Consider the following 13,645-nt stretch of genomic DNA (forward strand, 5'->3'; position numbering starts at 1 on the left):
AAGGAGCCACTCGTGCCCCCCTCCCCCACCCTGCGGCGCACGGATCCCGAGGCGCTGGCCGAACTCCAGCGCCATCACGGACGGGCTCTGTTCGGTTTCCTGCTCGGCCTCACGGCAGGGGACGCGCAACGCGCCGAGGACCTCGTGCAGGAGACCCTCGTACGGGTCTGGCAGCACCCGGAGGTGCTGGCGAGCAGCCACGACTCCATGCGGCCGTGGCTCTTCACCGTCGCCCGGCGACTGGCGATCGATGCGCGCCGGGCCCGGCTGTCGCGGCCGCAGGAGGTGGAGCCGGACGGCCTGGAGCAGGCGCCGGCGCCCGTGGACGCGGTGGCCGGCTCGGTCACGGCGATCGACGTGCGGCGCGCCGTCGGCAGCCTGGGGCCGGAGCACCGCGAGGTCTTGATGCAGGTCTACTTCGAGGACCGGTCGGTGGCCGAGGCCGCGGCGGAACTGGGGATTCCGGCCGGCACCGTCAAATCCCGCACGTACTACGCCCTGCGCGCCCTGCGGAAGGATCTCCAGGGGTACGGACTCGGCGCCTGAGCGACCCCGGCCGGGCGGTGCGCCGTTGAGGGACCGCTCAACGAACGTCTCGAATGCGCACGGAACGGACATGAAGCGCATCGAAATCGGCATCAGAGCGTTCAAGTTGAGTAAACATCCCCCGCTCCGCGAGTTGCTCGGTGAAGGCTCAGTGCTGACGACGGGACGCTCGACACGCGGGAGAGGGTGGAACGGTGCAGCCCGAGGGTTTGAACGGCACCAGTGGCGGTGGACTGGCGGTGCCCATGGCATGGCTCTACGCGGAGTACATCGCGGACGAGCTGCTGCGCACGGGCCGGCTGATCCCGGCCGGCACACAGGAGTTCCGCGCGGGACGCGACACGCTCGCGCTGACCATCTACCTCTCGGACGCCGCCGGTGAGCTCTCGGGGATCCGGGTGGTGTCCCAGCTCGACGAGTGGATGTCGCTGACGGCGTACGGACACCCGTGGCGCGACTGGGTCGAGACCCGCTTCCTGCAACTCGGCGAGGAGGCCGGGGCGCACGACGACGGCGGGAACGCCGACCTGGAGCTGGCCCGCGCCGCCTGGCGGTGGCTGGACCGCACCGAGCTGTTCGCCACCAACCTCGAACCCGAGCGGCACGAGCCCGAGGAGATCCCCGCGGGGCTGGACGAGAACGCCCGCATCTGGACCCCGGCCTGGGAACTGGGCCTGCCGCTCGGCCACTTGGCGATGCACCTGTTCTGAGGCGCGACGGGGACGGCGCGCCGCGGGGACTACCGCGGGCGGCGTGGCCCGGGAGCCTCTGCGGGGTCGGTGACCAGCCCGGTGAAGTCGGCCTCGTTCCGCTCGGCCCGCGTCACGTACCACCGGGCGATCAGCCACATCACCGGGTACACGAGCAGGCCGAGCACCACCCAGACCAGCGGCCCCGATCCCACGCGCGGCAGCAGGAACAGCAGCGGCAGCGTCGCCACCAACAGCACGAGCGCGGCCAGCGCACCGAGCCCCGCCCGGAGTTGACTGCGCATCAGGGCGCGCACGTAGGTGGCGCCGAGGGTGGTCTGTTCCGAGATCTCGGAGCGGGCCGGCGTGTGCGGCGGCCTGCGGCGGGTGCCGCGCGGCACCCCCGTGACGGTCTCCCGGCGGGGCGGCGGTTGGTGCTCGGCCATGGTGGCGGATTCTACGCGGCCGGTCGCGGCGGGAGAAGGCTACTTCAGGAGCCGGGACAGCCTCCGGTCCGCGAGGGGTTTGCCGCCCGTCTGGCAGGTGGGGCAGTACTGGAGCGAGGAGTCGGCGAAGGACACCGAGCGCACCGTGTCCCCGCACACCGGACAGGGCTCCCCGGTCCGGCCGTGTACGCGCAGGCCGCTCTTCTTCTCGGCCTTCAGCCGCCCGGCGGCCACCCCGTGGGCCCGGGCCACCGCCTCGCGCAGAGTGCTCTGGACGGCCTCGTACAGGGAGGTCACCTGCGCGTCGTCGAAGGAGGCGGCCAGTTTGAACGGCGAGACGCGGGCCGCGTGCAGGATCTCGTCGCTGTACGCGTTTCCGATGCCGGCGATGACGCCCTGGTCGCGCAGCACCCCCTTGATCTGCCGCCGCTCCCCCGCCAGCAGGGCGGCGAAGGCGTCCCGGTCGAAGTCCTCGGCCAGCGGGTCCGGCCCGAGCCGGGCGATGCCGGGAACCTCCTGCGGATCGCGGACCACGTACACCGCGAGCCGCTTCTGCGTGCCCGCCTCCGTGAGGTCGAAGCCGCCGCCGCCCTCCAGCAGGAGGCGCAGGGCCAGCGGGCCCTTCCCCGGGCGGGGCGGCTGCTCGGGCATGGCGTCCTGCCAGCGCAGCCAGCCGGCCCGGGCCAGGTGGGTGACCAGGTGCAGTTCGCCGATGCTCAGGGCCAGGAACTTGCCGTACCGCGCGGTGCGCCCGATCGGGCGGCCTTCGAGGGCGGTGAGCGGTGGGTCGTACGTCTTGAGCACGCTGACGGCGAGCGGCAGGACGCGTTCGACGACCCGTCCGGTGAGGTGCTCGTCGAGGAACTCCCGCAGAGCCTCGACCTCGGGCAGTTCAGGCATCCTCCCAGCCTGCCGCCGGCTCCCCGCCCGCGCGACTCGACCGGCGCCCCGGCCCGGCAGGATCCGGAAGAGAGGGGTCAGCCCATGACGAACTCGCACCACACGCACTTGCCGCTCCCGCGCGGCTCCACGCCCCACACGTCCGCCAACCGGTCCACCAGCATCAGGCCGCGCCCGGACACGCCCGAGTCGCCCGCCTCCCGACGCCTCGGCAGCGCGCTGGAGCGGTCCTCCACCTCCACCCGCAGGCGTCGTTGCGAACCGGCGAGGATCCGCAGCGTCACGATGGCCGGCCCGTCCGTGTGCATCAGGGCGTTGACGATGAGTTCGTCCGCGACCAGTTCGATCTCGTCGGACCTGCCGCGGGCTCCCCAGGCCCGTACCGCCGCGCCGATCATGTGTCGGGCGGCGACCAGCGCCTCGGGGTCGCCGGGGGCCACGTGCTGCTGGAGGCGGCCGCCGGCCTGGGGGGTCTCGTCCGGTTGGCGGCGCAGCAGCAGCAGCGCCATGTCGTCGTCGCCGCCCCGCTCGTCGACGATCTCGCAGAGCCGGTCGGCCAGCTCCCCCAGGTCGGCCGGCCCGTTGCGGACCAGGGTGGTGAGGAGTCGGATGCCGTCGTCGAGGTCGGCGCCGGGTTGTTCGACGAGCCCGTCGGTGCAGAGCAGAAGCGTTTCCCCGGGATCGAGTTCCACCGTCGTGACGCCGTACTCCAGCCTGCCGAACTCCGCCGACAGCCCGAGCGGCATCCCGCCCTCCACCGGCAGCCGCCGGCAGTCCCCGTCGACGGTGCGCAGCAGGGGGTCGATGTGGCCGGCCCGGACCAGTTGGAGCACGCCCGTGGCCAGGTCGGCCTCGACGTACAGGCAGGTGGCGAACCGGTCGGTGTCCAGTTCGTGGAGGAAGACGGACGCCCGGGCCATCACCGTGGCCGGCGAATGCCCCTCGGCCGCGTACGCGCGCAGCACGATCCGCAGCTGCCCCATGACCGCCGCCGCGTGCGTGTCGTGGCCCTGCACGTCCCCGATGACCGCGCCGACCTTGCCGCCCGGGAGCGGGATGACGTCGTACCAGTCGCCGCCGATGTCCTGGCCCATCCGGGCGGAGCGGTAGCGGACCTCGATGTCGACGCCGGGGACGGACGGGATGCGGCGCGGCAGCATCGCCTGCTGGAGGCCCTCGGCCAGGTCGTGTTCCTGTTCCAGCAGCATGGCCCGCTGGAGGCTCTGCGCGATGCTGCTGCCCAGGGCGACGAGCAGGTTGCGTTCGTCCTGGGTGAAGCCGTCCTTGTCCTGGTACAGCAGTCCGATGGCGCCGATCGGGCGGGCCTGGGCGATCAGCGGCAGGTACGCGGCGGCCGTGATGTCCATGTAGGAGATCTTGGCCCAGAGCTCCGGGTAGCCCTCGGCGAACTCCTCCGCCGAGTCGAGGAAGCGCGGTTCGAGCGAGCGGACGACCTCGCTCATCGGGTACGCCTCGTCGATGCGGGTGTAGCGGGTGCCCGGCACGAAACTGCCCACGGGCCCTTCGGCCACCAGGTGGATGCGGCCGGCCTCGACGAGGCCCATCACCATGCCCATGGAGCCGAGCCGCTCCAGGCCGTGGGCGTCGCCGATGACGTCGATGACGTCCCGAACGGTGCGCGCGTGGGCGAGGGCGGCCGTGGTGCTCTCCACGACGGAGGTCTGGCGGCGGCGCTCCTCGTCCAGACCGAGGCGCTCGGCCGAGTGGCTGAGCTCCTCGGTCGCGTCCCGGACGATCCCGATGATCCGGTGCGGTTTCCCGTCCGTGCCACGCATGACCCGGCCCTGGGTGTGCGTCCAGCGCAGTCGGCCGTCGCGGCAGCGGATGCGGAAGTAGGCGCCGTAACTGTCGACCCTGCTCTTGAGTGCGCCGGAGACCAGGGCGTCGAGCCGGGTCGCCTCCGCGGCCGGAACGCGTGGCGACAGGGACGCGGGGCGTCCGTCGTACATGGCGGGGTCCGTGTCGAAGACGTCGAGGGCCGCTGCGTCCAGGTGCATGAGCCCGGTGACCAGGTCCCAGTCGAAACTGCCCATGCGGTTCAGCGAGAGCGACCGGTCCGGGTGTGCGGGCCAGTCGTCCGGCAGCGATACGGTGGTCGGCACCGATCCACCATGACACACCGGCGGGTCAGGCGCTCTCCAGTTGCCCGCCCGGGTCCGAGGGCTGCCGCCCGACGTCGGGGACGTTGCCAGGGCCGTACGGATCCCCCTGGTCCGGGACCGCGTCCGGCCCGGTCGGCAACCCCGGGTCACCGTTCGGCGACCCCGGGTCGACGGGCATCGGCTCCGTGAAGAGGTCCGGGGGGATGTCCGACGGCTGACCGGGCGGTACGTCGGAGGGGACATCGGAGGGCACCCCGGCCGGCGGGCCGGACGGGACCTCCTGAGGCCGCCCGCTCGGAACGCCCGGGGGAAGACCGCCGGGGACGTCCGCGGGCGGGCCGGAGGGTCCGTCGGACGGCGCCCCGGCGGGTGCCGACTCCCCGGGGGACGGCTCGGCGCTGGTGGCGGGACCGTTCGGGATGCCGTCCGACGGGTCGTAGGGGGGCGTCGCCTGCGGGGTCCTGTCCTGGGCTCCGTCGTCGCCGCTCGTCCGCTCGATCCACGTGTTGTTGGCGATGTTGACGATGGTGAGTCTGCCCAGCACCTGGGCGGTGGGCTCGATGACGATCACCTGGTTCGTCTGGTAGCCGTTCCACGCGTCGCCCTTCATCACCGGGCTCCCCTTGGGGGCACGCGGGGCTCCCAGGGGATTGCCGCAGGCGCAGCGCACGCGGGGCATGCCGTGGTTGTCCACGAGGACGGCGGTCCCGGCCTGGAGCACGGACTGGAAGCTCTTCTCCCGGCCGTCGCGGAAGCCGTGGCTGGTCACGCGGGCATCGGCCCGCAGCACCACCGGGGTGAGGCCGCGCAGGTGGTCGGGGAGCATCGCCTGTTCGATGCCGGAGGCCCGGGCGAACGCGCCGGCCTTGGCGTCGTCCCCGGTGAGGAAGCCGACCTGCTGTTCGACGTCGCAACTGCCGAGCCGCTGGGTTCCGCCGTACAGGCCCGGGGTGGCGGCGTTGACGGTGCGGATGCCCTGGCCGGACGCGTTGGGCAGCGGCGGCTGGACGGGGGCCGACTCGGCGGTGGCGGAGGAATTGGTGAACGGGTCGGGGCCGGCCGTGCCGACCGGCTGGAGGTGGACCTCCTGGCTCTCGGGGCCGGCTGCCGCGGCCCGGGGTTCCTCGGTCGTGCCGCAGGCCGTGGCGAGCAGCCCGAGCAGTCCGAAGAGCGCGAAGAGGGGCGCTCTGGCGGGGGTGTGACGGCGTGGTGTCTGACGGTGTGGATTCTGACGGTGTGTCGGTGCGTGCACGTCGGGCCCGTCGCTCACGTGTTTCTTCCTTTCGCCCCGGTTGCTCCTCCTTGTCTGCCGCATCTCCCCCGACACCGCATCTTGAACGCGTTCAAGGAATGTGTGGGGTCGGAGCCGCGTCGATTGCGCGTTCACGTCCCCGCGGACCGGCACGGTCCGCCCCGGCGCCTGATACTGGAGACGATGGACTGGTTCACGGCGCCGGACTCCTGGCTGGGCCGGCTGATCTTCCAGCGGGCCCTGGCCGGGGTGTACCTCCTCGCCTTCGTGGGGGCGGCCCTGCAGTTCCGGGCGCTGATCGGGACGCACGGCATGCTGCCCGTGCCGCGCCACGTGCGGCACGTGCCCTTCCGGCGCGCCCCGAGCCTGTTCCAACTGCGCTACTCCGACCGGCTGTTCGCCGGTTGTGCGTGGACCGGGGCGGTGTTCGCGGCCGCGCTCGCCGCCGGCGTCGGGGACCTGGTGCCACTGGGGGCGGCCATGGCGATGTGGGCCGTTCCCTGGCTGCTGTACCTGTCGATCGTGAACGTGGGGCAGACCTGGTACGCCTTCGGCTGGGAGTCGCTGCTGCTGGAGGTGGGCTTCCTCGCGGTCTTCCTCGGCAACGCCCGGATCGGGCCGCCGGTGCTCGTGCTGTGGCTGCTGCGGTGGGTCCTCTTCCGGGTGGAGTTCGGGGCGGGGCTGATCAAGATGCGGGGCGACCCCTGCTGGCGCGAACTGACCTGCCTCTACCACCACCACGAGACGCAGCCGATGCCCGGGCCGCTGAGCTGGTTCTTCCACCACCTGCCGAAGCCGCTGCACCGTGTGGAGTGCGCGGCGAACCACGTGACCCAGCTGGTGGTCCCGGTTCTGCTCTTCACCCCGCAGCCGGTGGCCTCGTACGCCGCCGCGATCATCGTGGCCACCCAGGCGTGGTTGGTCCTGTCGGGCAACTTCGCGTGGCTGAACTGGATCACGATCACGATCGCGCTGTCGGCGATCGACTTCACGGGGCTCGCGGGCCCGCCACCGGCGGCCGCCTCCCGCGGGGCGCCCCTCTGGTTCGTGGTGCTGGTGTGCGCGGTGAGCGCCCTGGTCCTCTGGCTCAGCCGACACCCGGTGGCCAACATGGCCTCGCGCCGCCAGGCGATGAACCGCTCCTTCGACTCCCTGCACCTGGTCAACACCTACGGGGCGTTCGGGACGGTGAGCCGTGTCCGGGACGAGGTGGTGGTGGAGGGCACCGCGGACCGGGTGCCGCGGGAGGACGGCGACTGGCGCGCCTACGAGTTCAGGGGCAAGCCGGGCGCGCCGGGCCGGATGCCCCGGCAGTTCGCCCCTTACCACCTGCGCCTGGACTGGCTGATGTGGTTCGCGGCGCTCTCCCCCGGCTACGCGCGGGACTGGTTCGGGCCGTTCGTCGAGCGGCTGCTGGCCGGCGACCGGGACACGCTGCGGCTGCTGCGGCACAACCCGTTCCCGGACGCCCCTCCGGTCCATGTGCGGGCCAGGGTCTACCGCTACCGCTTCACGACCTGGCGGGAGCTCCGCGAGACGGGCGCGTGGTGGCACCGCACCCTGCTGCGCGAGTACCTGCCGCCGACCCGACTCGCGGAGACCTCCTGGTCAGAGCCCGAGTAGTACTGCCTCCTGCTCCGCGGAGATCCCCTTGGCCGAGCGGTCGGGGCGGAGCGGTGCGACCCCGTCGAGGGATCGCAGCCAGGCCCAGGTGTCGGCGGCGGTCTCCGCAATGGGGCGGCACACGAGCCCCGCCTCCAGCGCCTTGGTCACGTCGCCGCTCATGTACGCGTGCAGTTCGCCGCCCTCGGGAAGCCAGATCGGCAGGTCGGTCCACGGCTGGACGCCCGCCGCCTCGATCGCGGCCGGGTCGATCCAGCGCAGCTCGGCGTCCCCACCCGTGGCGGCGAGGCACGCTTCGAGAAGCTCCTCCATCGTGGCGTGACCGACCGGGGAGACCAGGTTGTAGGCACCGTCGCGCCCTGCCTCGGCGGCGTCCAGCGTCCAGGCCGCGAGGTCGCGCACGTCGATGTACTGGAGCCGGTGCCCACGTGGCCCGGGGGCCGCCATCGGCCCGCCGCGGGCGGCGCGGTTCAGCCACCAGGGCAGTCGGCCGACGTTCTCGTAGGGGCCGATGATCAGGCCGGCGCGCACCAGCAGGGCGCGGTCGCCGAAGGCGTCGAGGGCCGCGAGTTCGCCGCCGCGCTTGTCCTCGGCGTAGGCGAGGGAGGCGGCGTCGGCCGAGCCCTCGACCAGCGGGCCGTCCTCGGCGAGGCCGGCCGGGGCCGGGTAGGCGTAGACCGAGCGGCTGGATATGTACACGTACCGACCGACGCGGTCGGCCAGCAGGCGGGCGGCGTCGCGCACGGCGGTGGGCGCGCCGCTCCACGTGTCGACGACGAGGTCCCACTCTCCGTCGGCGAGGCCGGCCAGGCCCTCGGCGGAGGTGCGGTCCCCGTGCACGGCGAGGACGCCGGGCGGGGGCACGTGGTGACCGCGGTGGAAGACGGTCACCTCCCAGCCCCGGGCGAGGGCGTCCTCGGTGATCGCGCGTCCGACGAATTCGGTGCCACCCAGCATCAGCAGTTTCATGAGATGAGCCTGCCCGGCGGGTGGCCTGCGCGGAACCTGTGATCGCTCTCGGCGATGACGCCCAGGGCGTACGCGAATCGGGAACTCCGGCTGCAGGGACGGGTGTCGCAGTCGCGTCGGGGCCCGGTCGAGGCCGAGGGGCTCATGCCTCGCCCCCGTCGCCGTCGTGGCGCGGGGGCGCAGGTAGGGCCGGTGGGGCCGGTGGCTCTAGTCGATGCCGGGGAGGATGTGCGGCTCGGCCAGGTCGTCTTCGTAACCCGCCAGCCGGATGGGGGCGGAACGCGCCCACACTTCGAGGCTCCCGAGTTCGTCGGACCGGGTCTTCCCCTTCACCGCTCGGACGGTTCGCTCCAGCGATGGGTCGGGCTTGGTCATTTCAGTCACCGCGAACTCCCTTGTGTCGCGTAACCCAGCGGGCTGATCGCGCGCCGGAGATAGGGAAATAAAGGTTTTCCGGACGCGGTGGCGCCTTGGTGGAGCGGGGCCCGGGTGAGGCCTCCATGCCGATCAGAGTACACATATGAGCGGGGTCCCGCTCGATGGAACGGTAAAATCCACTCCGGATCACTCGTTTTCGCCCCGAGTTCCGTACGCCGGACGCCGGCGGTGCGCCGGAGTGGGCTGTCGGACGTACGAGAAGGCACGGAGCGGGGGTTCAAGTCGGGCCTGCCGGGGCGCCGGTGGCACTCCCGACCGTAGCGGCGGCCCGTGCCACCCGCGCGAGTTCCACCACCGACCCGACGGCGGTGTTCCGGCGGAGCGGGACGGCCGGCGCAGGCCGCACAGGGCCGGACGGGACGTGCCGGGGGTGCGCGGGGCCGGGCCGGGCGTTGGGCCGGACGGGTGACGGGCCGGGCGGCGCACGCCTCGCCGGGACGGGCCCGGACGCGGCGGCCGGGGCGGTCGCCGCGCGTTCTCGGCCTCACCCGAAAGGAGGACGCGGGGACACCGCGCTCCCGCGCGCCCCGGGTCCGCACCCCGCACGGGAAACGCCACTCGCCCGGGCCGGATTCGGCACGGGCGAGTGGATGGAGCGGGAAGGTCCCGCCAGTTGCGGGAGGATCCACGAGTTGCGGGAGGGTCTACCAGTCGCGGGAGGGTCTACCAGTTGGCGGGGGCGTAGTCCTTGAGGAAGACGCCGAACAGTTCCTCGCCCGCCTCGCCGCGCACGATCGGGTCGTACACGCGGGCCGCGCCGTCCACCAGGTCGAGCGGGGCGTGGAAGCCCTCCTCGGCGAGCCGGATCTTGTCCGGGTGGGGCCGCTCGTCGGTGATCCAGCCGGTGTCCACGGCGGTCATCAGGATCTGGTCCTTCTGGAACATCTCCTGGGCGCTGGTCCGCGTCAGCATGTTCAGCGCGGCCTTGGCCATGTTGGTGTGCGGGTGGCCGGCGCCCTTGTAGCCGCGGCTGAACACGCCTTCCATCGCGGACACGTTGACGACGTACCGGCGGCCGGCCTCGGCGGCGGCCATCGCCGGTCGGAGCTTGCTGATCAGGATGAACGGCGCGGTGGAGTTGCACAGCTGCACTTCGAGCAGCTCGATCGGGTCCACCTCGGACACCGTCTGGATCCAGCTGTTGGTGTCGTGCAGGTCCGGGACCAGGCCGCCGGCGTCGATGGCCGTGCCGGCGGCGATCCGCTCCAGGGAGGCGGAGCCGGAGACCAGGGCCAGCTCGGTGATGTCCTGCGCGCTGAGCTTCTCGCCCTTGCCGGTGGGCAGGGCGGCGACCCGGTCGACGGTGCCGCTGCCGAAGGTGCCGATGACCTCGGAGGTGGGCAGCTCGCCGGCCGGGAGCGGGGCGTTCTCGGCGGCGACGAGTTCGCTGTAGGCGCCCGGGGAGCGGCGCACGGTCTGCGCGGCGTTGTTGATCAGGATGTCGAGCGGGCCCTCGGCGGCGACCGAGTCGGCGAGCGCGACGACCTGGGCCGGGTCGCGCAGGTCGATGCCGACGATCTTCAGGCGGTGCAGCCACTCGGAGCTGTCGGGCATGGCCTTGAAGCGGCGGATCGCGTCGCTGGGGAAGCGGGTGGTGATGGTGGTGTGCGCACCGTCGCGCAGCAGCCGCAGCGCGATGTACATGCCGATCTTGGCGCGGCCGCCGGTGAGCAGGGCGCGGCGGCCGGTCAGGTCGGTGCGGGCGTCGCGGCGGGCGCGGTTGAAGGCGGCGCAGTCCTGGCAGAGCTGGTGGTAGAAGGCGTCGACCTCGACGTAGCGGGTCTTGCAGATGTAGCAGGACCGCGGGCGCTGGAGTATTCCGGCGATCGGGCCCTTGGTGGCGGCGGTCAGGGCGTTGCCCTGGGTCTCGTCGTCGATGCGCTCGGCGGAGCCGGTCGCGGTCGCTTCGGTGACGGCCTTGTCGTTGGCGGTCTTGGCGGCGCGGCGGTCCTGGCGGCGGCGCTGCTTGACCGTGCGGTAGAGGCCGGCGGTGGCACGGCGTACGGTGATGGCGTCGGGGTGGTCGACGTCGAGCTTGTCGAGCTCACCGAGCACGTTGAGGACGAGGGCCAGCCGCTCGGGGTCGATGCCCGGCCCGTATGCGTGGTTGTCTTCGGTCACCGTCATGGCCGCTGCCGTTCCTTGATCACTCGTCCGCGTCCGCCTGCTGCGGAGGTTCCAAAAGGGCCACTGTACGGAGGCGACGCGCCCGGGGACAAACCCGTGCCCGGACGCCTCACGGACGGCGAGGGGCCCGTCACGGTGGGGAGGGACGGGGCACTGATCGACGGCGCGGCCGGAATCCGCCCGTCCGAGCGTTCCGTAGTACCACCGGAGTATGCCGAGAGGATGACTCGAAGCCCTGTGGAGGCTCCTCTGGGGGGAGGAATAGGGCGCCTGGGTCGGGCATTGTGGAATTCATGAGTGCCTTCGCGGTGTCCGTTCTGCTCTGCCTGGTGTCCGCCGTCGCGTACGCGGGCGGCGCCATCGTCCAGGAGCAGGTGGCGGCGGGCTCGCCGAACCGGTCCTACGCGCCCCTGCGCCGGGCCGGTTGGTGGTTCGCGGTCGGGCTGAACGCGCTCGGCGCACTGTTGCACGTGGTGGCGTTGGCGTACGGGCCGCTCAGCCTGGTGCAGCCGCTCGGCGCCCTGACCATCGTCTTCGCGCTCCCGATGGCGGCCGTCCTCGTCCATCGCCGGGCGGGCGCCGCGGCGTGGCGCGGGGCGGTGGCGGCCACGGTCGGCCTGGCGGGGCTGTTGGCCCTGACCGGCGGCGAGGGCCGGGCGGAGCAGGCGTTGACGCACGGGGGTCGGACCCTGTTGCTGGTGGTCGCGGGTGCGTCGGTGGCCGTGTTGTTCCTGACGGCGCAGCGCACGCATGGGGCGGTGCGGCGCAGCGTGCTGCTGGCCGCGGCGGCCGGTACGGCCTTCGGCATGGCCTCGGTGTTCACGAAGTCGGTGGCGGAGGGATTCTCCCTGGACGCGCCGACCGCGATGTGGCCCGATCTGGCGGCGATCGCCACGCTGGCGGCGGGCGGTCTGCTGCTGTCGCAGGCCGCCTACCGGGGGGCGGGACTGACGGCGCCGCTTGCGACGGTGACCGTGGTCAACCCGGTGGTCGCGGCGGCCGTCGGGATCTCGGTGTTCGACGAGGGCTTCCGCTACGGGTCGCTGGGCGCGCTGGCGGCGGCGGTGTGCGCCCTCGTCGCGGCGGCCGGCCTCCTCCTGCTCATGGCCGTGCCGCCGCACGTGCGCGGGTCAGATGCCGACGCCGTGCCCGCGGAGGTAGCGCAGCGGGTCGATGTCGGAGCCGTAGCCGGGCCCGGAGCGCATCTCGAAGTGCAGGTGGGGACCGCTGCTGTTGCCGGTCGAGCCGGAGCGGCCGATCCGCTGGCCGCCGGAGACCTGCTGTCCGCCCCTGACGCCGAGCGCGGACAGGTGGGCGTACTGGGAGTACCGGCCGTCGGCGTGCCTAATGACGACCTCGTATCCGTAGGCCCCGGACCAGCCGGCCGAGACCACGGTGCCGGAACCGACCGCCTTGACGCTGGTGCCGGTGGGCACCGGGAAGTCGACGCCCGTGTGGTAGCCGCTGGACCAGGAGGAGCCCGCGACGCGGTAGGCGGTGCCGAGTCCGGCGTCGACGGGCGCGAAGAAGCCCCCCGAGGAGGTCTGCTGCTTCGCTGAGGCCGCCTCGGTCTTCGGCTTCGCCTTCGGGGCGGGCTTGCTCTGCTCCGGCGTGGGCTTCGGCTTCGGTGCGGGCTTGCTCTGCTCGGGCTTCGGTGCGGCCGGCGCCACGGGCTTGACCGGCTTCGCGGTGCGCGGCGGCTTCTCCGGGTTCTGCGCCGGCGGTGCGGCCGTGATCCGCAGGGTGAGGCGCTGCCCGGGCAGGATCAGGTTCGGGTCGGCGCCGACGGTGGCCCGGTTGGTCTCGTACAGCGCCTGCCAGCCGCCCTCGACGTGCTGGTCGGTGGCGATCGCCGACAGGGAGTCCCCGGGGGCGACGACGTACGGGTTCGGGAGCACGGACGTGCCGGTCGGACGCGGCGCGGTCTTCGGCGTCGCGGCCCCGTCCTGCGGGAGCTTCGCGGTGACCTGCACCTTCGTGGGCTGGGGCGCGGGGGTCCGGGCCTTGGCCGGCTGCGGCTTCGCGGACTGCGTGTGCGGGGTGACGGCGGGCGCCGGGCCGCTGCGGCTGAGTCCGGCGGCGGGTCCGCACGAGGGCCAGGCCTGCGGGCCCTGCCCCTTGAGGACCTTCTCCGCGACCGCGATCTGCTGGGCCTTGGTGGCCAGGTCGGCGCGCGGGGCGTAGGCGGTGCCGCCGAAGGCCCGCCAGGTGCTCTGGCTGAACTGGAGCCCGCCGTAGTACCCGTTGCCGGTGTTGATCTGCCAGTTGTTGGTCGATTCGCAGGTGGCGACCTTGTTCCAGGTCTCCACCGAGGCGGCATGGGCGGACCCGGCTCCGACGAGAGGGAGCGCGATCCCGGCGCCACCGGCGGTGACGACGAGCGAGGCCCGGTTGATGCTGCTCGGCTGGTACCGGCGGTGCCGGCCCCGTACGCCCATGGGAGCCCCCTTGAAGACATCAGGAAGGGCACAAGGTAGCGGCGACACGAGTCGCCCGGCAAGTAGCACAACCAGCCTGCCTCAAGGCGAAGTT

General features: G+C 72.8%; 11 protein-coding genes and 1 pseudogene. 4 read left to right on the forward strand and 8 right to left on the reverse strand.

Going from position 1 to position 13,645, the window contains the following annotated elements:
• Window positions 1-12 precede the first annotated feature (12 nt).
• Both OG906_RS06780 and OG906_RS06785 read left to right on the forward strand, forming a co-directional pair.
• The gene (locus OG906_RS06780; RefSeq protein ID WP_329440930.1) at window positions 13-546 is read left to right on the forward strand and encodes a sigma-70 family RNA polymerase sigma factor; all 534 of its coding nucleotides are present in this window, start codon (window positions 13-15) and stop codon (window positions 544-546) included.
• Window positions 547-791: 245 nt separating this feature from the next.
• Entirely contained in the window at window positions 792-1,256 is a 465-nt protein-coding gene (locus tag OG906_RS06785; protein WP_267798522.1) for a hypothetical protein, read from the forward strand.
• 29 nt (window positions 1,257-1,285) lie between these two features.
• Here OG906_RS06785 and OG906_RS06790 read toward each other — a convergent pair whose 3' ends face one another.
• The 4 genes from OG906_RS06790 to OG906_RS06805 all read right to left on the reverse strand — a co-directional run bounded on the left by OG906_RS06790 (window position 1,286) and on the right by OG906_RS06805 (window position 5,974).
• Window positions 1,286-1,681 carry a hypothetical protein gene (locus tag OG906_RS06790; protein WP_329440931.1) on the reverse strand — a complete coding sequence of 132 codons (396 nt, stop codon included), beginning with the start codon at window positions 1,679-1,681 and terminating at the stop codon, window positions 1,286-1,288.
• 39 nt (window positions 1,682-1,720) lie between these two features.
• A complete protein-coding gene (locus tag OG906_RS06795; RefSeq protein ID WP_267828027.1) occupies window positions 1,721-2,581 on the reverse strand; it encodes an Fpg/Nei family DNA glycosylase in 861 nt (286 codons plus the stop codon).
• A 77-nt stretch (window positions 2,582-2,658) separates the two neighbouring features.
• Complete coding sequence (locus OG906_RS06800; RefSeq protein ID WP_329440935.1) at window positions 2,659-4,722, reverse strand: SpoIIE family protein phosphatase; 2,064 nt, start codon at window positions 4,720-4,722, stop codon at window positions 2,659-2,661.
• 7 nt (window positions 4,723-4,729) lie between these two features.
• Window positions 4,730-5,974: a DUF6777 domain-containing protein gene (locus tag OG906_RS06805; protein ID WP_329440937.1), complete on the reverse strand. Its 1,245-nt coding sequence runs from the start codon at window positions 5,972-5,974 to the stop codon at window positions 4,730-4,732.
• 165 nt (window positions 5,975-6,139) lie between these two features.
• Here OG906_RS06805 and OG906_RS06810 point away from each other — a divergent pair, with 165 nt between their 5' ends.
• On the forward strand, window positions 6,140-7,579 hold the full coding sequence (locus OG906_RS06810; protein ID WP_267798517.1) for a lipase maturation factor family protein: 1,440 nt from the start codon (window positions 6,140-6,142) through the stop codon (window positions 7,577-7,579).
• Here the strand turns inward: OG906_RS06810 and OG906_RS06815 are convergent.
• The 3 genes from OG906_RS06815 to OG906_RS06825 all read right to left on the reverse strand — a co-directional run bounded on the left by OG906_RS06815 (window position 7,565) and on the right by OG906_RS06825 (window position 11,113).
• Complete coding sequence (locus tag OG906_RS06815) at window positions 7,565-8,548, reverse strand: NAD-dependent epimerase/dehydratase family protein (RefSeq protein ID WP_329440938.1); 984 nt, start codon at window positions 8,546-8,548, stop codon at window positions 7,565-7,567. The genes OG906_RS06810 and OG906_RS06815 overlap by 15 nt on opposite strands.
• Before the next feature lie 207 nt (window positions 8,549-8,755).
• A complete protein-coding gene (locus OG906_RS06820) occupies window positions 8,756-8,932 on the reverse strand; it encodes a hypothetical protein (RefSeq protein ID WP_159041562.1) in 177 nt (58 codons plus the stop codon).
• 717 nt (window positions 8,933-9,649) lie between these two features.
• Complete coding sequence (locus OG906_RS06825) at window positions 9,650-11,113, reverse strand: SDR family NAD(P)-dependent oxidoreductase (RefSeq protein ID WP_329440940.1); 1,464 nt, start codon at window positions 11,111-11,113, stop codon at window positions 9,650-9,652.
• Between the two features lie 293 nt (window positions 11,114-11,406).
• Here OG906_RS06825 and OG906_RS06830 point away from each other — a divergent pair.
• Window positions 11,407-12,141: pseudogene (locus OG906_RS06830) on the forward strand (DMT family transporter); the annotation flags it as partial.
• A 102-nt stretch (window positions 12,142-12,243) separates the two neighbouring features.
• On the opposite strand, the gene OG906_RS06835 reads toward OG906_RS06830, so the two are convergent.
• Window positions 12,244-13,551, reverse strand: a complete 1,308-nt coding sequence (locus tag OG906_RS06835) for a transglycosylase family protein (protein WP_329440942.1) — start codon at window positions 13,549-13,551, stop codon at window positions 12,244-12,246.
• Window positions 13,552-13,645: the final 94 nt, after the last annotated feature.

Source organism: Streptomyces sp. NBC_01426 (assembly GCF_036231985.1).
GTDB lineage: Bacteria > Actinomycetota > Actinomycetes > Streptomycetales > Streptomycetaceae > Streptomyces.

What these genes read in the sequence shown, in the direction of transcription:
- OG906_RS06810 (WP_267798517.1), top strand. Translation starts at nt 6,140, where the DNA reads ATGGACTGGTTCACGGCGCCGGACTCCTGGCTGGGCCGGCTGATCTTC.
- OG906_RS06795 (WP_267828027.1), bottom strand. Translation starts at nt 2,581, where the DNA reads ATGCCTGAACTGCCCGAGGTCGAGGCTCTGCGGGAGTTCCTCGACGAG.
- OG906_RS06785 (WP_267798522.1), top strand. Translation starts at nt 792, where the DNA reads ATGGCATGGCTCTACGCGGAGTACATCGCGGACGAGCTGCTGCGCACG.
- OG906_RS06825 (WP_329440940.1), bottom strand. Translation starts at nt 11,113, where the DNA reads ATGACGGTGACCGAAGACAACCACGCATACGGGCCGGGCATCGACCCC.
- OG906_RS06815 (WP_329440938.1), bottom strand. Translation starts at nt 8,548, where the DNA reads ATGAAACTGCTGATGCTGGGTGGCACCGAATTCGTCGGACGCGCGATC.
- OG906_RS06790 (WP_329440931.1), bottom strand. Translation starts at nt 1,681, where the DNA reads ATGGCCGAGCACCAACCGCCGCCCCGCCGGGAGACCGTCACGGGGGTG.
- OG906_RS06835 (WP_329440942.1), bottom strand. Translation starts at nt 13,551, where the DNA reads ATGGGCGTACGGGGCCGGCACCGCCGGTACCAGCCGAGCAGCATCAAC.